Source organism: Actinophytocola sp., assembly GCF_035634895.1.
Taxonomy (GTDB): domain Bacteria; phylum Actinomycetota; class Actinomycetes; order Mycobacteriales; family Pseudonocardiaceae; genus Actinophytocola.
In genome coordinates this window covers 1-23,854 of sequence record NZ_DASQCC010000035.1, presented here as the reverse complement: position 1 = coordinate 23,854, position 23,854 = coordinate 1, and the positions used below count along the sequence as shown (strand labels likewise).

The 23,854-nt window shown below is 70.0% G+C and carries 18 protein-coding genes, 1 tRNA gene, 1 pseudogene and 1 riboswitch; of the genes and pseudogenes, 9 read left to right on the top strand and 11 right to left on the bottom strand.

Translation table 11 applies throughout. The features are described from left to right. Positions 1–172 precede the first annotated feature (172 nt). From VET29_RS05620 to VET29_RS05610, 3 genes are all read right to left on the bottom strand, one after another. On the bottom strand, positions 173–940 hold the full coding sequence (locus VET29_RS05620) for an ABC transporter permease (protein WP_324915737.1): 768 nt from the start codon (positions 938–940) through the stop codon (positions 173–175). Positions 941–973: 33 nt separating this feature from the next. After that, positions 974–1,936, bottom strand: a complete 963-nt coding sequence (locus VET29_RS05615; protein ID WP_324915529.1) for an ATP-binding cassette domain-containing protein — start codon at positions 1,934–1,936, stop codon at positions 974–976. A gap of 142 nt (positions 1,937–2,078) precedes the next feature. Then, positions 2,079–2,675, bottom strand: coding sequence for a PadR family transcriptional regulator (locus tag VET29_RS05610; protein ID WP_324915527.1), 597 nt, complete (start codon positions 2,673–2,675; stop codon positions 2,079–2,081). Between the two features lie 59 nt (positions 2,676–2,734). Here VET29_RS05610 and metG point away from each other — a divergent pair, with 59 nt between their 5' ends. The 6 genes from metG to VET29_RS05580 all read left to right on the top strand — a co-directional run bounded on the left by metG (position 2,735) and on the right by VET29_RS05580 (position 10,499). Beyond that, positions 2,735–4,528: a methionine--tRNA ligase gene (gene metG / locus VET29_RS05605; protein ID WP_324915522.1), complete on the top strand. Its 1,794-nt coding sequence runs from the start codon at positions 2,735–2,737 to the stop codon at positions 4,526–4,528. Next, positions 4,528–5,385, top strand: coding sequence for a TatD family hydrolase (locus VET29_RS05600; protein WP_324915520.1), 858 nt, complete (start codon positions 4,528–4,530; stop codon positions 5,383–5,385). The genes metG and VET29_RS05600 overlap by 1 nt, the downstream gene beginning before the upstream one ends. A 262-nt stretch (positions 5,386–5,647) precedes the next feature. Continuing rightward, entirely contained in the window at positions 5,648–7,156 is a 1,509-nt protein-coding gene (locus tag VET29_RS05595; RefSeq protein ID WP_324915518.1) for a transglycosylase family protein, read from the top strand. 89 nt (positions 7,157–7,245) lie between these two features. Further along, positions 7,246–8,109, top strand: a complete 864-nt coding sequence (gene rsmA, locus VET29_RS05590) for a 16S rRNA (adenine(1518)-N(6)/adenine(1519)-N(6))-dimethyltransferase RsmA (protein ID WP_324915516.1) — start codon at positions 7,246–7,248, stop codon at positions 8,107–8,109. Positions 8,110–8,194: 85 nt separating this feature from the next. Next, positions 8,195–8,284: riboswitch (SAM riboswitch) on the top strand. Between the two features lie 210 nt (positions 8,285–8,494). Beyond that, positions 8,495–9,493 (top strand): methionine ABC transporter ATP-binding protein, encoded by a 999-nt coding sequence (locus tag VET29_RS05585; RefSeq protein ID WP_324915514.1) that lies wholly within the window; start codon positions 8,495–8,497, stop codon positions 9,491–9,493. Positions 9,494–9,527: 34 nt separating this feature from the next. Next, complete coding sequence (locus VET29_RS05580; RefSeq protein ID WP_324915512.1) at positions 9,528–10,499, top strand: 4-(cytidine 5'-diphospho)-2-C-methyl-D-erythritol kinase; 972 nt, start codon at positions 9,528–9,530, stop codon at positions 10,497–10,499. Between the two features lie 622 nt (positions 10,500–11,121). Here VET29_RS05580 and VET29_RS05575 read toward each other — a convergent pair. Then, positions 11,122–11,658: a DUF6886 family protein gene (locus tag VET29_RS05575; protein WP_324915510.1), complete on the bottom strand. Its 537-nt coding sequence runs from the start codon at positions 11,656–11,658 to the stop codon at positions 11,122–11,124. Between the two features lie 36 nt (positions 11,659–11,694). Here VET29_RS05575 and VET29_RS05570 point away from each other — a divergent pair, with 36 nt between their 5' ends. Continuing rightward, a complete protein-coding gene (locus VET29_RS05570; protein WP_324915508.1) occupies positions 11,695–13,464 on the top strand; it encodes an ABC-F family ATP-binding cassette domain-containing protein in 1,770 nt (589 codons plus the stop codon). Between the two features lie 19 nt (positions 13,465–13,483). Then, positions 13,484–15,157: a fatty acyl-AMP ligase gene (locus tag VET29_RS05565; protein WP_324915506.1), complete on the top strand. Its 1,674-nt coding sequence runs from the start codon at positions 13,484–13,486 to the stop codon at positions 15,155–15,157. A gap of 164 nt (positions 15,158–15,321) precedes the next feature. Here the strand turns inward: VET29_RS05565 and VET29_RS05560 are convergent, their stop codons facing one another. From VET29_RS05560 to VET29_RS05530, 7 genes are all read right to left on the bottom strand, one after another. Next, positions 15,322–17,211, bottom strand: coding sequence for a DivIVA domain-containing protein (locus VET29_RS05560; RefSeq protein WP_324915504.1), 1,890 nt, complete (start codon positions 17,209–17,211; stop codon positions 15,322–15,324). A gap of 9 nt (positions 17,212–17,220) precedes the next feature. Continuing rightward, positions 17,221–17,802: an aminoacyl-tRNA hydrolase gene (pth, locus tag VET29_RS05555; RefSeq protein WP_324915502.1), complete on the bottom strand. Its 582-nt coding sequence runs from the start codon at positions 17,800–17,802 to the stop codon at positions 17,221–17,223. Between the two features lie 56 nt (positions 17,803–17,858). Beyond that, complete coding sequence (locus VET29_RS05550) at positions 17,859–18,464, bottom strand: 50S ribosomal protein L25/general stress protein Ctc (RefSeq protein ID WP_324915500.1); 606 nt, start codon at positions 18,462–18,464, stop codon at positions 17,859–17,861. Positions 18,465–18,750: 286 nt separating this feature from the next. Further along, on the bottom strand, positions 18,751–19,731 hold the full coding sequence (locus VET29_RS05545) for a ribose-phosphate diphosphokinase (protein ID WP_324915498.1): 981 nt from the start codon (positions 19,729–19,731) through the stop codon (positions 18,751–18,753). After that, positions 19,728–21,191, bottom strand: a complete 1,464-nt coding sequence (glmU, locus tag VET29_RS05540) for a bifunctional UDP-N-acetylglucosamine diphosphorylase/glucosamine-1-phosphate N-acetyltransferase GlmU (RefSeq protein WP_324915496.1) — start codon at positions 21,189–21,191, stop codon at positions 19,728–19,730. Before glmU ends, VET29_RS05545 begins: the two co-directional genes overlap by 4 nt. Before the next feature lie 133 nt (positions 21,192–21,324). Next, a complete protein-coding gene (locus VET29_RS05535) occupies positions 21,325–23,049 on the bottom strand; it encodes a GGDEF domain-containing protein (protein WP_324915494.1) in 1,725 nt (574 codons plus the stop codon). A 53-nt stretch (positions 23,050–23,102) separates the two neighbouring features. Continuing rightward, positions 23,103–23,173 (bottom strand) — tRNA-Gln (locus VET29_RS05530). Positions 23,174–23,391: 218 nt separating this feature from the next. Here VET29_RS05530 and VET29_RS05525 point away from each other — a divergent pair. Beyond that, a pseudogene (locus VET29_RS05525) lies at positions 23,392–23,854 on the top strand (acyl-CoA desaturase); the annotation flags it as partial.

The following is a 23,854-nucleotide window of genomic DNA, read 5'->3' as shown; positions in this document are numbered from 1 at the left end:
GACTACAATGGGACCGGGGCCGGCCCCCTGGGTTGGGTGGGGGACTGTCCACGCAACCATCTGCGTTCGCGTTGATCAAGAAACTGTCGGCGCGACTTTGGTTGCGGCTGGCTGCTGGCCAGGGCGCAGTATGCGTCCCGGCCAGCAAGGCCTCCGGGCGAGGTCGCCGGCCTCAGGCGTTCTCCTTCTGGAAGGTCCGCGCGCCCCACCAGACGGCGAGGACCGTGATCACCAGCAGCACGACGCTGCCGGTGAGCAGCCCGTCCACCGAGTAGTCGCCGCGGAACGAGGCACGCTCGGCGTCCATCACGTGCGCGAACGGGTTGATCCGCGACAGCACGTACAGCCACCGCGGCGCCAGCTCGGTCGTGATCGGGATCAGGATGCCCGTGAGCAGCAGCAACGGCACCGAGATCGTGGTCAGCAGCGCCGGGAACGCCTCCTCGCTGCGCACCAGCATGGCCATCGCGTACGACGCTGACGACAGCGTGACCGCCAGCAGCATCACCATGATCAGGCACAGCAGCACACCGGCGACCGGCGCCCGCATGCCGAACACCAGGTACGCCACCAGCAACAGCAGCAGCGCCTGGACCAGCAGCTGCACCGTGTCGTGCAGGACCCGGCCCAGCAGCAGCGCGAGCCGGCTGACCGGCGTGACCCGCAGGCGTTCCATGACACCGTTGCGCAGGTCGCCGAGCAACGCGAACCCGGCGAACATGCTGCCGAACAGCCCCAGCTGCACCAACAGCGCGGGGGCGAGGATCTGCCAGCTGTCACCGGGTGGGAAACCCGGCGTCGACGACACGATCTTCTCCATCAGCGGACCGAACAGCAGCAGGTACAGCAGCGGCTGCATGATCCCGATCATCACCCACGCGGGGTTGCGCAGCGAGATCGCCATGTGCCGGCGGAACACCAGCCACGTCTCACGCACCATGCCGCCCCCTCGCCAGTTCACGGTTCGCGTCACTCATTGGTGGCCCTCCTCGGCGTCGCGCAGGGTGCGGCCGGTCATGGCCAGGAACACGTCGTCCAGCGACGGACGCTGCACCTGGATGGACGTCATCGCGATGTCCTTGGCGTCCAGGGCGCGCAGGAGCTCCGGCAGTGCGGTGTCCCCACGCGGCACCCGGAAGCGCACGACGTTCTCGGTCGTGCTGACCTCGGTGGCGCCGGGCAGCCGGCCGGCGATCTCGGCGGCGTTCGCCACCGACTCGAACGGCACCTCGACCGAGACGCCGTCGCCGGACAGCCGCGACTTCAGCTCGTCGGGCGTGCCCTCTGCGACGATCTGGCCGTGGTCGATGACGAGGATCCGGTCGCACAGCGAGTCGGCCTCGTCGAGGTAGTGGGTCGTGAGGAACACCGTCACGTTGTGCTCTCCCCGCAGCGAGCGGATGTGCTCCCACAGGTTCGCCCTGCTCTGCGGGTCGAGGCCGGTGGTCGGCTCGTCCAGGAACACCAGCCCCGGCGAGTGGATCAGTCCGAGCGCGATGTCCAGCCGGCGCTTCTGCCCGCCGGACAACGTCCTGACCAGCCGCTGCTCGAGCCCCTCGATGTCGAGCTGGGCGGCGAGCTCCGCGCCCCGCCGCACGGCGTCGGCCTTCGAGAGCCCGTAGAACCGGCCCTGGATCTCGATCTCCTCGATCACCCGGCACTCGGGCGCCGTGCCGCCTCCCTGGGCGACGTACCCGATCTTCTTGCGCACCCCGACCGGGTCGGCGAGCAGGTCGACGCCACCGACGGTGGCGCTGCCGGCGGTCGGCCGCAGCAGGGTCGTGAGCATGCGCAGTGTGGTGGTCTTCCCGGCGCCGTTCGGGCCGAGGAAGCCGACCAGCTCCCCGGCGTGCACGTCGAGGTCCACCCCGCGGACGGCCTCGACATTACGGCCCCGGGACCTGAAGGTCCTGGCGAGACCGCGAGCTTCGATCATGTCTTTCCTCTCTCTGCCGGACGAGTCCGGTAATCAAATTTGACTAGAGCGGGGACAGCATGACGTCCCCGGTCACGGTTAGTCAAACTCGACTAGTCCTTCAGCGCGGCTGGAGTACCCCGTCGATGGCGGTGGTGACCCCTCAGTCCGGCGGCGCGCCGAACGAGCCGCCCTCGTCGTCGGCCATCACGTACCTGCCGGCCTCGAGCCGCTCGATCAGGCCGCGGAGCCACACCTCCTGGGCGGAGATCGTGTTGACCCACAGGTGGTACAGCTCCGTGACGTGCTCCGGCTGCCCCCAGCTCGTCCCGTTGTCCACCAGGTCCTGGGCGGTGGCCCGGTGCCCGGTGACCTGCGTCAGCCGGTGCTTCAGCAGGCTCAACGCCTTGATCCTCGGCAGCGCCGGCAGGAAGACCACGGCCGCCGCCAGCCGGTAGGACCCCTGTGCCGAGTCGTCGCTCTCCGCCAGGTACTTCTCGAGCAGCAGCCGGAACTCGGTCTCGCCGTCGTGCGTGAGCCGGTAGGCGGTGCGGTCCGGGCCGCCGGGGTGCGCGTCCGTCGTGGCCACCTCGAGCAGCCGCTCGGACTCCATCTTCTTCAGCGCGTGGTAGATCGAGCCGGGCGCCACGTTCGCCCACTTGTCCGCTGACCAGGTCAGCAGCTCACGGCGGACCTGGTAGCCGTGTGCGGTGCCGTGCATCCGCACAACCCCGAGCACCAAGAGCCGCGTGGCGGACACAGCTTCCTCCCGATAACCCGTTCGTCCTCGACCTGCGCTGCTCCGTAGGCTATTCGGGTATGAGCAACCCCGTGCTTACCGCGGTGGCCTGGCCCTACGCCAACGGCCCCCGCCACATCGGTCATGTATCCGGATTCGGAGTCCCTTCGGACGTCTTCTCCCGGTACATGCGCATGGCGGGGCACAAGGTGCTCATGGTCTCGGGCACCGACGAGCACGGCACACCGATCCAGGTCCAGGCGGACAAGGAGGGCTCGACACCGCGCGAGACGGTGGACAAGTACGCCCACCAGATCAACGGCGACCTCCAGGGCCTCGGCCTGTCCTACGACCTGTTCACCCGCACCACGACCGGCAACCACTACAAGGTCGTGCAGGACCTGTTCCTGGGGCTGTGGAAGAACGGTTACGTCGTCGAGAAGACGCAGCTGGGCGCCATCAGCCCGTCCACCGGCCGCACGCTGCCGGACCGCTACATAGAGGGCACCTGCCCGATCTGCGGCTACGAGAGCGCCCGCGGCGACCAGTGCGACAACTGTGGCAACCAGCTGGACCCGGCCGACCTGAAGAACCCGCGGTCGAAGATCAACGGCGAGGTGCCGGAGTTCGTCGAGACCGAGCACCTGTTCCTGGACCTGCCGGCGTTCACCGGTGCGCTGGGCCACTACCTCGGCAGCCGGCGGGACTGGCGGCCGAACGTGCTCAAGTTCAGCCTCAACCTGCTCGACGACCTCAAGCCGCGCGCGATCACGCGCGACCTGGACTGGGGTGTGCCGATCCCGCTCGACGGCTGGCGGGACAAGCCGATGAAGCGGTTCTACGTGTGGTTCGACGCGGTCATCGGCTACCTGTCGGCGTCGGTCGAGTGGGCGCGCCGGTCCGGGAACGACGACGCGTGGCAGGAGTTCTGGACCAACCCGGACGCCCAGGGCTACTACTTCATGGGCAAGGACAACATCGTCTTCCACTCGCTGATCTGGCCGTCGCTGCTGCTCGGCCAGAACGGGGCGGGGGACAAGGGCGGCTCGCCCGGCGCGTTCGGCACGCTGAACCTGCCGACCGAGGTCGTGTCGTCCGAGTTCCTGACGATGAGCGGGTCCAAGTTCTCGACCTCGCGCGGCACGGTCATCTACGTGCACGACTTCCTGCGTGAGTTCGGGCCGGACAGCCTGCGTTACTTCATCTCGGTGGCCGGACCGGAGACCCAGGACGTCGACTTCACGTGGGAGGAGTTCGTCCGCCGGGTCAACTTCGAGCTGGCCAACGAGTGGGGCAACCTGGTCAACCGGTCGATCTCGATGGCCCACAAGAACGTCGGCGCCGTGCCGACCCCGACCGCGGTCACGGCCGACGACGAGGCGTTGAAGGCCCAGTCGCGGGACGCGTTCGCGGTCGTCGGCGCGCACCTGCGCCAGTCGCGGTTCAAGCAGGCGGCGTCCGAGGCCATGCGGGTGGTCAGCGCGGCGAACAAGTACCTGTCCGACCAGGAGCCGTGGAAGCGCAAGGACGACCCGGCCCGCCGGGACACCATCCTGCACACCGCGCTGCAGGTCGTGTCCGACGCGAACACGCTGCTCACGCCGTTCCTGCCGCACTCGGCCCAGCAGGTGCACGAGGCACTGGGCGGCACCGGGGTGTGGGCGGCGCAGCCGGAGATGAAGGACGTCGAGGACCTGGACGTCCCCGGTCAGATCAACCCGATCCTGACCGGCGACTACGCCGGTGAGCAGGCCAGCTGGGAGTCGAAGCCGATCGAGGTCGGCCGGCCCCTGGAGAAGCCGACGCCGCTGTTCCCGAAGCTGGACCCGAAGCTCGGGGAGACCGGGCCGTCCTGGGCTCCCGTCGCCGACTGATGGCAGCACGTCAAGGGGAGCGCCCTCCGGTCCCGGAGGCGCTCCCCGTGCCCATTGTCGACGCGCACACCCACCTCGACGCCTGTGGCGCCAAGGACGCCGAGGACGTGGCCGAGATGGTCGACAGGGCCGCCTCGGCGGGCGTGGGCCGGGTCGTGACGGTCGCCGACGACCTTGCCGCCGCCCGGTGGGCCGCGGAGGCCGCCACCTGGGATCCGCGGGTCTTCGCGGCCGTCGCCGTCCATCCGACCCGCACGGCGGCGTTCACGGACGCGGACCGTGCCGTCATCGAGGAGCTGGCGCGCCGGCCACGCGTGGTCGCGGTCGGGGAGACCGGCCTCGACTACTACTGGGACTACTCGCCGCCCGAGGCCCAGCACGATGCCTTCCGCTGGCACATCGACCTGGCCAAGCGGGTCGGCAAGCCGCTGATGATCCACGACCGGGACGCCCACGAGGACATCTACCGGATCCTTCTCGAAGAAGGATCGCCCGAAAAGGTGATCTTCCACTGCTTCTCTGGCGACGCTGAGTTCGCGCGGCGCTGTGTGGACCACGGATGGGTGCTTTCGTTCGCCGGAACCGTGACTTTTCGTAACGCGAACGCGCTTCGTGACGCATTGGCGGTCATTCCCAGTTACCAGTTACTCGTGGAGACCGACGCGCCCTTCCTCACGCCGCACCCGTTCCGGGGCCGGCCGAACGAGCCCTACTGCGCCGCTTACACGTTGCGGGCGCTTGCGCAGTTCAAAGGGGTCGCCGTCGAAACTCTCGCCGCCGAGGTCGCGTCGACCGCCGAGCGAGTGTTCGATCTCCCTCGAACTACTGACCGTGAACCGAGCGGTCGCGGGGCGTGAGAACTGCGATGATCGGGCGACCCTGGCTAGTCCGTTCGAGGAGTGACCAGGGTCACGACATCCACAGATGTGTTTGCGCAACCTGCGCTCCCCCGTTACTGTCCCGTGACCGTACCCGGGATGAGGTTGTCCAGGGGAAAACCCGCGGCTAGGCCGGCACAGGTCGGGGACCGGTGGCCAACCGTGGGAAGTCGTAACAAGCGAAAGCGCGCAGCCGCGCAGTAGTCGGGCAAGGCCGCGGCCTTCAGGAGGTATCGACCCAGTGACTGGATCCGGTAGCAGACCTGGCAGTTCGGCCTTCGCCGACACTGACTGGTTCACCCCGGTTGTAGCCGGACCCGCCACGACGGTCCTCGATGAGGACTTCCGTGCGTGGCGCTCCGAGTTCCCCGACTTCTACGGCGGCCCGGAGGCCGACGCGGAGGCCTACTCGGGCTCCCTGTCGATCACCGACCACGACGTCCGTGTGGCCCTCGGCCCCCAGGCCGACGACCTCATGGCGGCGGCGAACGTCGACGTGGACGAGCTGATCCGGCTGATCAACGCCGAGACCACCGTCCTCCCGGTCATCCCGGACGCGCTGTCCGCCGACGGCACCGCCTACGAGCTGCCGCTGACCGACCACGACGACACTCCGCCCGAGGTCGTCACCGGCATCAAGCGCTGGAAGAAGTCGGTCCTCAAGGCGACGATCGCGTCCATCCTGGTCTCGCTGATCGGCGGCGGCGCCGCGGCGATCGCGATGAACAAGTCCGTGACGGTCGACATCGACGGTCAGGCGCACCAGGTCAGCACCTACGCCGACACGGTCGGCGAGGTGCTCCAGGACGAGGGCATCAACGTCGGCAGCCACGACGCGCTCTCCCCGTCCCCCAACGCCGCGATCAACGACGACGGCAAGATCGTCCTCCAGCGCGGCCGCCAGCTCCACCTGACGATCGACGGCCAGAAGCGTGACTTCTGGGTCCGCGCGACCACGGTCGGCGAGGCGCTCAAGCAGCTGAACCTGTCGACCGACGGTGCGAAGCTGTCGCAGTCCGCCGACAAGGAGATCCCGCTCAACGGGATGTCCGTCGAGGTCGCGACGCTCAAGAACATCACCCTGTTCGACGGGGCCAACGCGCCCAAGCCGATGCAGACCAACGCGGTCACCGCCGGCGACCTGCTGAAGGACCTGAAGCTGTCGCTCGGTCCCGACGACGCCCTCGCCCCGGGTGCGGAGGTCAAGCTCACCAACGGCGCCGAGGTGCGGATCACCCGCAACGGTGTCACGGTGGTCAACCAGACCGAGGCCATCGACCCGCCGGTCCAGGAGGTCGAGGACCCGAACGCCGACAAGGGCACCCAGGTCGTGGTGGACCCGGGCGTGGCGGGCGAGCGCATCGCGACGTATCGCATCACGATCAAGAACGGCAAAGAGGTCTCCCGCCAGGAGATCGGCTCCAAGACGACCAAGGAAGCCAAGCCGAAGGTCGTGCGGGTCGGCACGAAGAAGCCCCCGCAGCCGGTCATCTCGGACGGCGAGGTCTGGGACCGCCTGGCGCAGTGTGAGGCCGGCGGCAACTGGGCCATCAACACCGGCAACGGTTACTACGGCGGCCTCCAGTTCAACATCAGCACGTGGAACGCCAACGGCGGCGGCCAGTACGCCTCCCGCCCGGACCTGGCCAGCCGCGAGCAGCAGATCGCCATCGCGACCAAGGTCCGCGACAACCGCGGCGGATACGGCGCATGGCCGGCCTGCTCGAAGAGGCTGGGCCTGCCGCAGTAAAGCTCCCTCGGCTCCCCGAGACCTGTGGGCCGGTGCTCCTCCGCGGAGCCCGGCCCACAGGCATGTCACGGCCTGGCTAGGCTTTCCCGGTGACCGGGGCCGAGACAAGCGCACTCCTCGGGCCGGCCGACATCCGGCGCCTGGCCGAGGAGCTGGACGTGCGGCCGACGAAGAAGCTGGGCCAGAACTTCGTCCACGACCCCAACACGGTGCGTCGCATCGTCTCGACGGCCGCGCTCGACTCCCGCGACGTCGTGCTCGAGGTCGGGCCGGGCCTCGGCTCGCTCACCCTCGCTTTGCTCCCGGCCGTCGAACGGGTGGTGGCCGTCGAGGTCGACCCGGTACTGGCGGAGCGCCTCCCGAAGACCGTGGCCGACCGCGCCCCCACCCTCGCCGACCGCCTGACGGTGCTGACCGCCGACGCCCTCCGCGTCACCGCCGACCAGCTCACCCAGCCCACGGCGCTCGTCGCCAACCTCCCTTACAACATCTCCGTCCCGGTCGTCCTGCACCTGCTCGCCGAGCTGCCCACCATGACCAAGGCGCTGGTCATGGTCCAGGCCGAGGTCGCCGACCGCATGGCCGCCGCACCCGGCGGCCGGACCTACGGCGTCCCCAGCGTCAAGATCGCCTGGTACGCCGAGGCCCGCCGCGTCGCGACCGTCCCGCGCAGCGTCTTCTGGCCCGTCCCCAACGTCGACTCCGCGCTCGTCCTCCTCACCCGCCGGCCGACCCCCGACGCCGACCGTGAAGCCATGTTCCGGCTGGTCGACGCGGCCTTCGCCCAGCGCCGCAAGACCCTGCGCGCGGCCCTCGCGACCTGGGCCGGCGGCGCCGACCAGGCCGCCGAAATCCTCACCCGTGCGGGGGTGAGTCCCGGCGCGCGCGGGGAGACACTCACGGTTGGTGACTTCGCCGCCATCACCCGAATGGCAGGTAAGGCCCGCCCGTAAGGGGTGTGATCTGCCAAATATCGGGACTCAATCTGCCGGTTAGCGGGTTGCAATTTGACGGGTCCGTCAGGTGTACTACTTGAGGTATCCATCCCGAGCGGCCGAGAGACCTGGCTCTAAGACGCCGCAGCAACCACCCGTCGAGGGCAGGTGCTACCGCCAGGAGCGATGGAGGAGTGAGAACGGTGCAGATCCTCACCACCAGGCGGGTAATCGACCAGTGCCGTCGCACGGTCACAGGCTGTCGTCGCTGAGCGGAGTTTGCGCAGCCAACATCGCTGTCGCGCTCATCCCACGAGCCCACTGACGATTCCCGGCCCGACTACGGGCCACCTCCCACACGCGCGAGCCGGTAGTGCCGCGCGAGCCTGGACTGGAGCACATCGTGATCACCGTCGAGAACCTGACCAAGTCGTTCCGAAGTACAACCGGCGCCGTCGTCGCGCTGGACGACGTCAACCTGGACGTGCCGGCGGGGGTCATCGCCGGCGTCGTGGGCCCGAAGGGGGCCGGCAAGTCGACCCTCACCCGTGTGCTCGCCCTCCGCGAGCGTCCCGACAGCGGCGTCCTCCGCCTGGACGGCCTCAACACCGGCACGCTCGACGAGCGCAGCCTGCGTGCCGCCCGCTCCCGCATCGGCGTGGTCCCCGCCGGTGACTCGCTCCTCCCGCAGCGCACCACCGCCGGGAACATCGCACTCCCGCTCGAGCAGGCCGGCATGGACGGTCCGCGCCGCCGCGACAAGGTCGGCAGGCTGCTCGACCTGATCGGCCTCACCGACAAGGCCGCCACCTACCCCGACCAGCTCACCGCCGGGCAGCGCCAGCGCGTCGCCATCGCGCGGGCACTGGTCGGCGAGCCGGCGATCGTGCTGGCCGACGACCCGACCAGTCAGCTGGACGCGACCGGTGCCGCGGGCGTGCTCGCCGTCCTCGACCGGGCCCGTGCCGAGCTGGGCGCCACCGTCCTGGTCGTCACCCCGGACACCAGCGTCGTCCGCAAGATCGCCGACGACGCCGCGGTGCTCGACCAGGGGCGCATCGTCGAACAGGGCAAGCTGCTCGACCTCGTGCGTGACCCGGACAGCCGTGTCGCGCGGGCCGTGCTGCCGACCATCGACGACCTGGCACAGGGCGTCGCGGACGTCGTGCTGGTGGGCTTCGCGTCGATCGGCGCGCTGCTGCCCGAGGCCGCGAGCCGGTTCGGCACCGAGATCAGCGTCGCCGGCGGCGGCGTGACCAAGATCGGCGAGACGCCGGTGGCCCGCTTCCGCCTCGCGATGACCGGTAGTGACCGGGTCGACGCGGCGCTGGGCTGGCTGGCCGAACGGGGCGCGTACGTGCGGCGGGCGCTGACCGGTCCGCAGGGTGTCGCGGCCGCGTAACGGCGGGACTGTGACGTGCCCGTAGGCTGATGGGGTGCTCGCAGTCGTCCCCCGACCAGTGACCGTCCGGGTCCCGTCCAAGGTGAACCTGTACCTCGCGGTGGGTGACGTGCGCAAGGACGGGTTCCACGAGTTGACCACCGTGTTCCAGTCCTTGTCGCTGACCGACGAGGTGACGGTGGCGGTCGCGGACGAGCCGGGTGTCGAGGTCCAGGGCGAGGGCGCGACGGCGGTGCCGACGAACGGCGCGAACCTGGCGTGGCGCGCGGTGGAGGAGCTCGCGCGCCACGTCGGTCGCGACGTGGACGAGCTGAAGGTGCGGGTGCTGATTCGCAAGGGCATCCCGGTGTCGGGCGGCATGGCCGGCGGCAGCGCCGACGCCGCGGCGACGCTCGTCGGCCTCGCGAACCTGTGGAAACTGGAGATCGGCCGCGACGAGCTGTCGGGGATCGCGGCCAACCTCGGCAGCGACGTCCCGTTCATGCTCCACGGCGGCACGGCACTCGGCACCGGCCGAGGCGAGTCGATCGTCCCGGTCCTGTCGCGACACACGTTCCACTGGGTGCTGGCGTTCGCCCGCGGCGGCCTGGCGACCCCGAAGGTCTACGGCGAGCTGGACCGCCTACGCGCGGACGGCGAACCACGACGCGTCGGCGACGTCGAGCCGGTCCTGGAGGCCCTCGCGACCGGCGACCCGGAGCAGCTGGCACACCTGCTGGGCAACGGCAACGACCTACAGGCGGCGGCGGTCTCCCTACGACCGGGCCTGCGGCGCACACTGCGCGCGGGCGTCGCGGCCGGCGCACTGGCGGGAACGGTGTCCGGCTCGGGCCCAACCTGCGCGTTCCTGTGCGCGGACGCCGACGACGCGCTGAGGGTCGCGGCCGAGCTGTCGGGCGCGGGCGTCTGCCGAACCGTCCGGGTCGTCCACGGCCCGGTACCCGGCGCCCGCGTGATCGGCGGCGACGACGAGCCGAGGGCGGCCCCGCCACAGGTGCACGCCTGAGCCGCGTCGCCGGCCGTTCGGGCTGCTGATCACTGACCACTGACTGCTGTCGCCACGGTTGCGCCTCACTGTTGCCGCGTTGGGCTTGAACGCGTGTCGTTTCGGTGTGGTTGCGTCTCACTGTTGCCGCGTTCGGCTTGAACGCGTGTCGTATCGGTATGGCTGCGTCTCACCGTTGCCGCGTTCGGCTTTTAACACGTGTCGTATCGGTATGGCTGCGCCCCATCGTTGCCGCGTTCGGCCTTCAGCACGTCTCGCATCGGGCTTTCGTGGTCTCTTCGGAGCCCGGCCGCGCATCCCCAGTCGCGGCTAGAGATGCGCTCACAACATCCTCGCCTGGGGTGGGTTCACGCACCCGTTCCTCGTCGATGTCCCGGAGATCGGATCCGTCCTGCGGTTGCGCAACGCCGGCGTGCTCGCGGCCGGCTTCGAGCCGCCCGCTGTTCCGTGGAGCCGAGCTGATGGCTCTGCCGGGGCCATCCTGCCACCCGACACCGACAGAACCGCGCGTTCAAGGCCGGCAGTCCACAGGTTGTCCACAGGCGGGGTAGTTGTCCACAGATTGCCTTCTCGCGCCGACGCCTCACGATCGAAACTCGTAATGTGGTTTCCGGAGACCGGGCTACGGTCTCGGTTTCGCATTCTTCAACCGGATTCCGCTGAACCCCAGTGTCGTGCTCACCACGGCGTCCCAGAAAGGCCACAGGTTGTTCAGGACCCGCAGCTGTATCCCGCTTTCCTCGTGTAGCCGCAACAGGTCCCCGACCTCTTCCGGCGGGCCGAGGGGAACCAGGGATTTCGTTGACACATGGGCGTTCGGAACGGGGGTGCCTATCGGATAGAAATCGGTCGCCGGCAGGCGATACGCATACAACTTAATTGTGCGCATGGCTTCCAGCCAGCCGTACTCGATGACGTGTAGGCGATCACCGCCGCCCGGTCCGAGAACTCGCTCGCGGTCGGCGCGGGTCGACGTCCTGGTCGCCCATGCCATGGCGCGTGGGCAGTCACGCGGGAACCAGTAGTCGGGGCAGCGGGCGGAGTCCACCGCCCAGACGAACGGCTCCTTCCGCTGGGCCGTCGCCGCCACATGTGGTTCGAACCGGCTGATGGTCGGGTCCTCGGAGAAGTGGAGGACCTCACCCGGCTGCGGGCGCATGCGGCCACCCTACCGAGGCTCGGTAACGTCAGCGTCGTGGTCAACCTGGTCAACCTCGAGTCTGTCGCCAAGAGCTACGGGATCAAGCCGCTGCTCGACGGCGTCTCGCTCGGCGTCGCCGGGGGTGACCGCATCGGTGTCGTCGGCCTGAACGGGGGCGGCAAGACCACGCTGCTCGAGGTCCTCGCCGGGATCGAACCGGCGGACGACGGTCGGGTCAGCCGGGTACGCGACCTGCGGCAGGCCGTCGTCACCCAGCGGACCGAACTGGCCGAGGGCGCCACGGTGCGCAACGCCGTGCTGGACCCACTCGGCATCACGGCGGAGCACGAGTGGGCCGCGGACCCGCGTGCGCGGTCGATCCTCGACGGGCTGGGCATCACCGCCTTCGGGCTGGACTCGCCGGTGCGGGACATGTCCGGCGGGGAACGGCGTCGGGTTGCGCTGGCGGCCGCGCTCGTGCAGGAGCTCGACCTGCTGATCCTGGACGAGCCGACCAACCACCTCGACGTGGAGGGGGTGCGTTGGCTGGCCGACCACCTGCTGGCCCGGGGCACCGCGCTGGTGGTCGTCACACACGACCGCTGGTTCCTCGACACCGTGTGCACCCGCACGTGGGAGGTCGTCGGCGGCAGGGTCGAGCAGTACGAGGGCGGCTACGCCGACTGGGTGTTCGCGCGGGCCGAGCGTGCCCGGCTCGCCGCGACCGTCGAGGAGAAACGGCGCAACCTCGCACGCAAGGAGCTGGCGTGGCTGCGGCGTGGGCCGCCCGCCCGCACGTCCAAGCCGCGGTATCGCATCGAGGCGGCCGAGGCGCTGATCTCGGACGTGCCGCCGCCGCGCGACTCGGTCGAGCTGCTGGCGTTCGCCAAGAGGCGGCTGGGTCGGACGGTCCTCGAACTGGAGGACGTGACGCTCCGGGCCGGGGACAAGTCCCTGGTCGAGCGGCAGACGTGGCGCATCGGGCCTGGCGACCGCATCGGGCTCGTCGGGGTCAACGGCTCGGGCAAGACCACACTGCTCCGGTCGCTGGCCGGCGAGGTCGAGCCGCTGACCGGCCGGCGCGTGCAGGGGCAGACCGTGCGGTTGGCGTACCTGACGCAGGAGCTGCACGACCTGCCGCCGTCGCTGCGCGTGCTCGAGGCGGTCGAGGAGGTCGCCCGGCGGGTGACGCTCGGCAAGCAGGAGATGTCGGCGTCGCAGCTGGCGGAGCGGTTCGGGTTCCCGGCCGCGCGCCAGTGGACGCCGGTCGGCGACCTGTCCGGCGGCGAGCGCCGGCGGTTGCAGCTCGCCCGGCTGCTGATGGCCGAGCCGAACGTCCTGCTGCTCGACGAGCCGACGAACGACCTCGACATCGACACGTTGCAGCAGGTGGAGGACCTGCTCGACTCGTGGGCGGGCACGCTGGTCGTGGTCTCGCACGACCGGTACCTGGTGGAGCGCGTGTGTGACACGGTCGTCGCGCTGCTGGGCGACGGGCGCATCACCGACCTGCCCGGTGGCATCGAGGAGTACCTCGCGCGCCGTGACGCCGCCGCGCTTGTGCCGGCCCCGCTACCCGCCGGCCCGGCGGAGGCGCCGAAGTCGAACGCGGCCGAGCGCCGTGCCGCGCAGAAGGAGCTGGCCCGGCTGGAGCGCCAGCTCGACAAGCTGACCAGGCGGGAAGGTGAGCTGCACCAGGCACTGGCGAAGGCCGCGACCGACGCCGAGCGGTTGCTGGAGCTGGACGCCGAGCTGCGTGCGTTGCTTGCCGACAAGTCAACCGTCGAACAACGTTGGCTGGACGTGGCGGACGTGGCCGAATAGGGCCCTTTACGCTTGCCGTATGAGTCGTTTCGTCGACAGGGTGGTCGCCACGGCCGGGGCCAGTGATCGCGGTGTCAGCACAGGGGAGCCCGGCAACCTGGTGCGCACCACCTGGGCCCAGGTGCATGAGCAGGCCAGGGCGGTGGCCGGCGGGTTGGTCGGCCACGGCCTGGCACCCGGCGACGCGGTGGCCGTGCTGGCCGCGGCACCCGCCTCGATCGGTCCGGCCGTGCAGGCGGTGTGGCTCGCCGGTGGCAGCGTGACGATGCTGCACCAGCCGACGCCGCGTTCCGACCTGGCGCTGTGGGCCGAGGACACCGTGCGGGTGCTGAACATGATCGGCTCCAAGCTGGTCCTGCTCGGCGAGCCGTTCGACCAGCTCGGCCCGGTGCTCGAGCAGCACGGCATCGGCTACCGCCTGGTCACCGACCTGGGGTCGGGCACGCCGCTGGAGTCGTTCGTCGAGGTCGACGAGGACGCGCCCGCGTTGCTCCAGCTGACCAGCGGCTCGACAGCCGACCCGAAGGCCGTGCGCATCACACACGGCAACCTGCTCGAGAACATCACGGCGATGGGCCGCCGCGCCGAGCTGGACCCGGCGAACGACATCATGGTGTCGTGGCTGCCGATGTTCCACGACATGGGCATGGTCGGCTTCTACACGACGCCGATGGCGTTCGGTATTGAGCTGGTCAAGGTGACGCCCGTCGAGTTCCTGACCGCGCCACTGCTGTGGGCGAAGCTGATCTCCGACTACCGCGGCACGATCACGGCGGCGCCGAACTTCGCGTACGCGCTGCTGGGCCGCCGCCTGTCCGGCGTGGACAACGACGACGAGTACGACCTGTCCACCCTCCGCATCGCCCTCAATGGCGCGGAACCAATCGACGAGAAGGCAGTGGCGGCGTTCGTGGCGGCGGGCGCCAGGTTCCACATGCCCGCGGAATGCGTCTTCCCCGCCTACGGCATGGCGGAGGGAACGCTGGCGATCTCCTTCGCCAGCCCCATGATCGGCCTACGCCTTGACCACGTGAACGCGGTGGCACTGGAAGAGGAGAACAAGGCCGTTCCAGTGCCGGCGGACACTCCGGAAGCCGACCGCCGCACGTTCGCCATCCTGGGCCCACCCCTGGACGGCTTCGAAGCGAGAATCGTGTCGACCAGCACCGGCGAAGTCCGCGGCCCCCGCGAAGTAGGCGAAATCCAGGTGAAGGGCGCCTCGGTAACCCCCGGCTACCTGACGGTGGACGGCCCACTGGCCACACAGGACGAGGAAGGCTGGCTGTCCACCGGCGACCTGGGCTACCTGGTCGACGGAGAAATAGTCATCTGCGGCCGCGCAAAAGACGTGATCATCCTGGCCGGCCGCAACATCTACCCGACGGACATAGAACGCGCCGCGACCTCGGTGGACGGCGTCCGAGCCGGCAACGCCGTAGCGGTCCGCCTGGACGCGGGAACCCGCCGAGAACGCTTCGCGGTCGTGGTGGAGTCAAGATTCGCCAACGACGCGGAAAAGGTGAAGACCCTCCGCAAGGAGATCGGCGCGCGAGTCTTCGAAGCCGTGAACGCCCGCCCGTCGGCGGTACTCGTACTGACGGCGGGCACGTTACCCAAGACTCCGTCAGGCAAACTCCGCCGCGCGGCAGCCGGAGAACAACTGGCCGAGTCAATCAGGGACGCTGCCTCCTAGCAGCCACCAGCAGTCCAAGGCAGAAGCAGCAGACCAAGCGAGTCAGCAGCCCGAGCCGAGTCAGCAGACCAAGACGAAGCAGCAGACCAAGGCAGAATCGCGGCGCCGCACTCCTCGACGGGAGCGGCGCCGCCGTTCGTCAACGGGCGCGGCGTCGCCGTTCGTCAACGGGCGCGGCGTCGCAGTTCGTCGACCCAAGCCTGCCGAACCGCGTCCACGGCCTCCACGTGATATCCCTGCCCGACGAAGAAGGTGCGGGAGAGCTTGAGCGAGGCCAACTCGTCCGGCCCAGCGGACTCGGGATCGGCAAGCAAGGCGGCAAGAACCTGCACGAGCCGCTCGACATCACCAGGCCGGTAACCACGCTCGCCAGGCGGAGCGGGCGGAAGCGGCAGAACGAGCTGCTCCGAGTCGCGCCAGGCCGCCAACCCGGGGTCACCGTGCTCACCGGGCAGCGCGGCGTCCACCGCCGCCAACGCGACCGAGGGTTGGTCGACGCGCGGCGCGTCCGCAGGCCCGTGGATCGCGAGCCCGTCCTCAGGGTGCGATGCGCCGACGTCAGGGTGCGGTGCGCCGACTTCAGCAGGCTCCGCGTCCGAGGCCGACACGGAGGCAGAAGCAGCCACGGAGGCAGAAGCAGCCACGGAGGCAGAAGGAGTGACGGAGGCAGAAGGAGTGACGGAGGCAGAAGGAGAGCCACCAGGAGGACTCGCGACCAGCGAATCCGCTGCCACCTGGCCAACGTCCTCGGTTGCGGGGGAAGCGACGGTCTCCGACGTCCCGGTGGCGTCCTCAGATGAGGCGTCGGCCGGCTCCGAGCCACCCATGAGCGGCACTTCGGATGCGGGTTCACCAGGTGCGGCCGGGACTGCTGGCGCGGTGGCTTCGGATGTTGCGGGGGAGGCTTCGGCGTCGGGCGTAGCGATGGTGTCGACGGGTGAGGCGGGAGCGGGTGAGGTAGGGATTGCCGGCCCGGATAGCTCGGACGTTGAGGAAGAAGCCTCCACGTCCGGCGTTGCGGTGGCGTCTGCGGGTGAGGTGGCGAGTACCTGCGCGGTGGCCTCGGTCGAGGCGTCGTCCAGGGCCGAAGCCGCGGACTCTGAGACGTCCGTGGCAGGTTCGGCCGGGGAGGTCGCCGTCGGGGGCGAAGGTTCGGCTTCCGGAGTGGAACTCGTCGGGGAGGTCGGCGATGCCTGCGTCTCGGTCGCTACAGCGGATGGGATGGCAGGTGGGCTGGTCGCCGCTGACTTCGGTGCCTCCGGGTGAGGAACCTCGGTCGTAGGTTCGGCTTGGGTGGCCGGTGGCGGTGCGGTGCTGGTGGCCGACGCCGACGTCGGGACCGGAGCTGAGGCCGGAGCCGCAGACGCAACCGGAATCGGAGCCGCGACCGGCTGGTTCGGCGTCTGTCCAGAATCGCCGGCCGGGACGTCCGGTGCGTCTTTGGTGAGGGCCGGACCGGCGGGATCGTCGGGGCTCGTCGGCGCGCTGGATTTCGGAGGGCCGGACGCTCCCACTTCATCCCGTTCGTCCCGTTTCAGCGGCTGAGTGCCGCGCGGGGGCATCGACGGGGGTTGGGCGAACAGCATCGGCGCCGTCTGTTCCGCCGCGGTGGGTGGCGGTGCCTGCGGCGTGAGCCACTGGAACTGGGCAGCCTGCTGCTGGGCGGGCGGTGCCTCCGGTCGGCTCGTCGGCTGGGGGAACGCGCCCGTCGAGTAGGGCATCGGCTGCTGGCGGGCGTGCCCCGCGGGCGACGTGGGCCCCGCAGGCGACCCGGGTCGCTGGGCCGGCGTGCCCCGGCGTTCGAGCTCCTCGACCACCATGTCCAGGAACTCGTCCACCTGGTCCTCGTGGTAGCCGCGGCGGATGAACGGGGCCGGGTCGAACTCGACGTCGCGGACCTCCCGCGCCGTCAGGGTGTCCTTGCCCTCCAGCGTCGCCTGTATGCGGTCCAGGAAGTCGTCGACCTGGTCCTCGTTGTAGCCGCGCCTGCCCAACGGGGCGCGGTCGAACGTCACGCAGTCGACGACCACCGGGGTTAAGGGAACGACCTCCAAGGTCCACTCCTACCGTGCGTGGAAGAGGTTCTGCGCCGCTTCCAGGCCCTTGCCCACCAGCGCCTCCGCCGCGTCGGCGCAGTGGTCGACGTTGAGCGCCAGCTCCTTGCGTTCGGTCGCCGAGAAGTCTCGCAGTACGAAGTCTGCGGGGTCCATCCGGCCCGGCGGCCGTCCGATGCCGAACCGTACTCGGAGGTAGTCGCGTGTGCCGAGGGATTTGGAAATCGAGCGTAGACCGTTGTGACCGTTCTCCCCGCCACCCAGCTTGAGGCGCACGTTCGCGTACGGCAGATCCAGCTCGTCGTGGATGACCACCAGGTCCGCTGGGGCCACCTTGTAGAAACGGGCACTCGCCACCACCGGTCCGCCGGAGACGTTCATGAACGACCTCGGCTTGGCCAGGATCGTGCGCCGACCGGCCAGGCGGCATTCGAGGATCTCGGCGCCGCCCTTGTGCGCCTTGAACTTGCCGCCGACCCGTGCCGCCAGCTCGTCGACCACCAGGAAGCCCACGTTGTGCCGGTTGCCGGCATAACGCGGGCCCGGGTTGCCGAGGCCGACAACCAGCACGGGTTCGTCAGCGGAAGTCATGCCCTAAAAAGTAACCGGGCGGTCCCCAGCGAAGGGAACCGCCCGGTCTTCGAGACTCACTCGTCGGTGGACTCGGCCGCCGGCTCGGCGGCCTCTTCCTCTTCCTCGATGTCCGTCGCGGTCGGGGCGACGTTGACCGCCAGCACCAGCGCCTCACCGTCGGTCACCAGCTCCGCGCCGGCCGGCAGCGGGACGTCGGCGGCGGTGATCTGCGTGCCGGGCTCGGCGCCCTCGATGGACACCTCGAACTGCTCGGGGATGTGCAGGGCCTCGACCGACACCTCGACGGTGGTCAGGTCCTGCGTGACCAGCGTGCCCGGCACGGCCTCGCCGGTGACGACGATCGGCACCTCGACCGCGACCTTCTCGCCGCGCTGGACGAGCAGCAGGTCGACGTGCTCGATGTAGTTCTTGATCGGGTGCGTGGTGACGGTCTTGGTGAGCGCCAGCTCGGTCGTGCTGTCGAACTCCAACGTCAGCACCGCGTTGTTGCCGTGCTCACGGACCAGGCGGGCGAACTCGAGCGCCGGCAGTGCCAGGTGCTTCGGGTCGGAACCGTGGCCGTAGAGCACCGCGGGGATCTTGCCGGCGCGACGGGTGCGGCGCGCGGCGCCCTTGCCGAACTCAGTACGTGCTTCGGCGGCGAGACGGACCTCGGACACGGTGGTGCACTCCTTGCTACACGAAAACCTTCGGGGGCGGCGGTGGCCAGCGGCGACGAAGTGGGAACGCGCGGCAATATGACACCGCCGCGTCGATCACGCCAGGCGTAGTGCCTGCCCTCGCCGAGGCAACCGCGATAGTCTACGTCGCTGGTTTTCGCAAGTGCACGGCGGGTTGGAAATACGGTGGCCGACTGACCGGCGGATCCCCCGCCGGCGGCCCGGAACCCGCTGATCGACGGCTCGCCGCCGGGCCACCCGGGCACCGCACGCGAGCCGTCCGGGCTCAGGCGTTGCCGTCGAACAGGCTCGTCACCGAGCCGTCCTCGAAGACCTCCTGGATGGCACGCGCCAGCAGCGGCGCGATCGACAGCACGGTCAGCGACGGGAAGCGCTTCTCGTCCGGGATCGGGAGGGTGTTCGTGAGCACGACCTCGCGTGCGCCGCACCTCGAGAGCCGCTCGGGCGCCGGGCCGGACAGCACGCCGTGGGACGCGGCCACGACCACGTCGCGGGCGCCCTCGCCGATCAGCTGCTCGGCGGCCTTCGCGATGGTGCCGCCGGTGTCGATCATGTCGTCGATCACCACGCACAGCCGGCCGCGCACCTCACCGACCACGCGGTTGGCGACGACGTCGTTGGGGCGCAGCGGGTCGCGGGTCTTGTGGATGAACGCGATCGGCACGCCGCCGAGGTCGTCCGCCCACTTCTCCGCCAGCTTCGTGCGACCGGCGTCCGGCGACACGACCGTCACGTTGTCGGTGCCGTAGCTCTCCCGCACGTACGACGACAGCAGCGTCTGCGCGAACAGGTGGTCCACCGGGCCGTCGAAGAAACCCTGGATCTGCGCGGTGTGCAGGTCCACGGTCATGATCCGGTCCGCACCGGCGGTCTTGAACAGGTCGGCGATCAGGCGCGCGGAGATCGGCTCGCGGCCCTTGTGCTTCTTGTCCTGCCGCGCGTACGGGTAGAACGGCATGATCGCGGTGATCCGCTTGGCCGACGCCCGCTTCAGGGCGTCCACCATGATCAGCTGCTCCATCACCCACTGGTTGATGGGCTCGCAGTGGCTCTCGATGACGAACGCGTCGCAGCCGCGCACCGACTCCTCGAACCGCACGAACGTCTCGCCGTTCGCGAAGTCGTACGCCGACTGCGGCGTGATCGACACGTTGAGGTGCTTGGCGACCTCCTCGGCGAGCTCGGGATGAGCCCGCCCGGAGAAGAACATCAGGGTCTTCTGCGGCGTCCCGGACTTGGCGTTCATGTGTCCTCCGTGATCCCGAGCGCACGTTGTGCGGCCTCGGCGGCCGGCGTGCCAGGCCGTTTGCGCACCACCCAGCCCTCGATGTTGCGCTGGGTGCCCGCGGACACGGCGAGCGCGCCGGGCGGCACGTCGTCGCGCAGCACGGCCCCGGCGCCGCTGTAGGCGCCGTCGCCGACCGTGACCGGTGCGACGTACATGTTGTCGGAGCCCATCCGCACGTGCGACCCGACGACGGTCCGGCGCTTGGTCACCCCGTCGTAGTTCACGAACACGCTGGCCGCGCCGATGTTGGAGTGCTCGCCGATGGTCGCGTCGCCCACGTAGGACAGGTGCGGGATCTTGCTGCCCGCACCGATCTCCGAGTTCTTGACCTCGACGAACGTGCCGATCTTGCCCTTGTCGTGCAACACGCTGCCCGGCCGCAGGTAGGCGAACGGGCCTACGTTGGCGCCGTCGCCGATGGTCGACTCGCTGCCGTGCGTGCGGACGACCTTCGCGCCCGCGCCGATCCGCACGTCGGTGAGCGTGGTGTCCGGCCCGACGACCGAACCCTCACCGACCGTGGTGGCGCCGCGGAGCTGCACGTTCGGCTCCAGCACGACGTCGCGGGCCAGCTCGACGCCCGCGTCCAGCCACACCGTGTCCGGGTCGACCATGGTGACGCCGGCCCGCATCCAGTGCTCGGCGAGGCGCCGGTTCAGCTCCTTGCCCAGCGCGGCCAGCTGGACGCGGTCGTTGACGCCCTCGACCAGCCACGGATCCGTGCACACCCACGAGCCGACCCGCTGCCCGTCGCCGCGGGCGATGGCCAGCACGTCGGTGATGTACTGCTCGCCCTGCGCGTTGTCGGTGGACAGGCGGCCGAGTGCGTCGGCGAGCACTGCCGCCTCGAACGCGTACACGCCGGAGTTGATCTCGGTGATCGCCGCCTGCTCCGGGGTGGTGTCCTTCTGCTCGACGATCTCGGCGACCGTCCCGTCGGCGTCCCGGACGATCCGGCCGTAGCCGTGCGGGTTGGGAACGTCCGCGGTGAGGACGGTCACGGCGTTGCCCGCGGTCCCGTGCTCGGCGAGCAGCGCGGACAGCGTGACGGTGTCCAGCAGGGGCACGTCCCCGTAGGTGACGAGGACCGTGCCGGCGAGTTCGCCGAGGACCTCGAGTGCGCAGCCGACCGCGTGCCCGGTGCCGTGCTGCTGGTCCTGGACCGCGACCGTGATCGCCGCGTCGACGCCCTTCTCGACCTCGGCGAGATGCTCGGCGACCGCGTCCCGCCCGTGGCCGACGACCACCGCCATGCGAACCGGTCCGAGGCCCGCGGCGGCGCGGACGGCGTGCTCGACGAGCGAGCGGCCGGCCAGCCTGTGCAGGACCTTCGGTGTGCGGGAACGCATCCTGGTCCCCCCACCGGCGGCGAGAATGATCGTGCTGACTTCACCGAGCCCACTACGGCTCTCCGGCACAGCCGTCTCCCTTTGGCGCGATCGAATTCGGGGAGGTGCTCCGACCCCGGATTTCGATCCTACGTTGCCGCGCCGGGACCTTCAGAGCCGCGCCGGGCTGCCCTCCAGGGCGCCCGGGACCTCGACGGAGTCGTCAGGGCGCCGGGTCGGGGACGGCGTCGGCGGAGGCCGAGTCGGTCTCCGCCGAGTCGGCCGGCTCCTCGTCCGAGATCGCCACCACGTCGTTGCCGCCGCCGCGTTTGGCCTGGTACATGGCCGCGTCGGCGCGGGCGAGGGCACGGGCCGCGGTCTCGCCCTGGCGCAGGGACACGACGCCGACGGACAGCGTGACACCGTGTGACAGGTTCTGCGGCAGGCTGTTCACCGCGTCCGCGGCGCGGCGCAACGCGGCCGTCGCCGGCTGGAGCGGCGCGCCGGGCAGCAGGACGATGAACTCGTCGCCGCCGTACCGGGCGACCATGTCCGAGCCGCGCAACGTGTCGCGGACCGTGCTGGCGATCACCCGCAGCACGTCGTCGCCGTCCGCGTGGGACATCCGGTCGTTGACGCCCTTGAACCCGTCGAGGTCGACCAGCGCGATGGCCAGCGGCTTCTCGTCGACCCGCGCGGCGAGCTCGGCCAGCCGCTCGTCCAGGGCGCGCCGGTTCGGCAGCCCGGTGAGCGGGTCCTGCAGGGCCTGGCGCGCGACCGTGCCGTGCCGCCGGGACAGCCGCTCGTGCTCACGCCGGGTGTCCAGTGTGGCCTTGCGGGACCTCCGGTCGTCGGCCAGCTGCGCCTCAAGCTCGGCGACGTACAGCTGTAGCGCCGAGCTCGTCCGCTCGCCGCCGTCGTCGGGCCCGTAGGAGGACAGCCGGGCGAACTCCCGGATCAGGCACAGGTACAGGCCCTGCTCCGACGGGCTGCTGTGCAGGCGCTTCTGCACCGCGGCGATGGTCTCGACGGCCTCCTCGATCATCCCGGAGTCCTCGAGGCAGCGGGCGACCGCGATCCCGATGAAGATCAGCTCACGCTGCGGCGCGATCTCCAGCAGGCCGATGAGCCGGTCGAGGTGCTCGGCGGACGGGTTGGCCAGCGCGTGTGCGGCGCCGATGACCGGGACCTGGTCGGCGGCCGACTTCTCGGGGTGGCGCCGGAACAGCGACTCGCGGAACGGCAGCTCGATGGCCTCGGCCATGGCGGCCGCCTCCGCGAAGTGCTCGGCGGCCGCGGTGGACTCGCCGGCGCGTTCGAGCCGCAGGGCCCAGCCGAGCTGCAGGCGGGTGCGGGTGAGCAGGTGCACGGAGATGTCGTGCGAGCCGGCGCCGTTGCGGATGTGCCGGTTGGCCTTCTTCATCACCGTGTCGGCGGTCTCGTACACGCCGAGCTGGCCGAGCACGGTGCCGAGGTCCATGAGCGTGGACGCCATGAGCACGTGCCACACGCGGATGCCGAACTTCAGGTCCGGCACGACCTTGTCGTCGAGCATGGCGAGGCCGACCGCGACCTCGGAGAGCGCGTCGTCCTCGCGGCCGATCAGCAGCAGGCGCAGGCCACGCAGCGCGTGCGCGTCGGCCTGCAGCACCAGCAGGTCGTTGCGCTTGGCATGGTCGAGGAACTCCTCGACCATGTCGCTCGCGGCCTCGGCGGTGGCCTGGTCGACGACCCGGATGGCGGTCGCGGCACGCAGCAGCTGGGCGACCATCCTGGGCTCGCTGCGTGAGCGGGCCTGGTTGAGCAGCCGGTCCATCTCGTTGATGTGGCGGCCCACGTCCGCCCGCTCGCCCGCCTGGGTGATGGCGAGGAGCTCTCGCGCACGGCCGACCAACCACGCGTCAGAGCGCTCGTCCAACGCGACGAGATCGTCCCGTTCGCCAACCACGTGGCTGCCACCTTCACGCCTTTTCGAACCGCTGCCCGCAGGGGCACGAGCAGCTCCGCCGCCAGGGATCGAACCTGGACCATCAGAACCAAAATCTGAGGTGCTGCCTTTACACCACGGCGGATCGCGAGTGTTGGTTGTCACCCACGGTTGAACATCGTGGCATGCATGCCCGCGCGGTGGCAGTGGTACCCGGGCAACAGAGGGTAGGCGCGTCCAAATGGGTGTGATGCAGATCACGCGAGTGGCGGTGTGGCCACTTCGCCTGGTTCATTGGGACGCGTAAGTTACGGTTCCGTAGGCGAGGCAAGCCTAAGTAGGCGAGGAAGACGGGGTAGCTAGATGACGACGACCCTCGACGAGACATCAGGCGGCGCGGCGCCACCCGGTAAGGGCCCGAAGCCGATCACCGTGGGCCGCCGCAACAACTATGTCCAGCTGGGGGTGTACATCTTCATCCTGGTGCCGTTCGCGGCACTGATCGCCGCGGTGCCGCTGGCGTGGGGATGGGGACTGACCTGGACCGACGTGATCCTGGCGGTGATCTTCTTCGAGCTCACCGGGCACGGGGTGACGATCGGCTACCACCGGTACTTCACGCACGGGTCGTTCAAGGCCAAGCGGCCGTTGAAGGTCGCGCTCGCGATCGCCGGCAGCATGGCCGTGCAGGGCCCGCCGATCATCTGGGTGGCCGACCACCGGCGCCACCACGCGTTCTCCGATCGGGAGGGCGATCCGCACTCGCCGTGGCTGCACGGGACGTCGCCGCTCGCGGTGGCGAAGGGCTTCCTGCACGCCCACATGA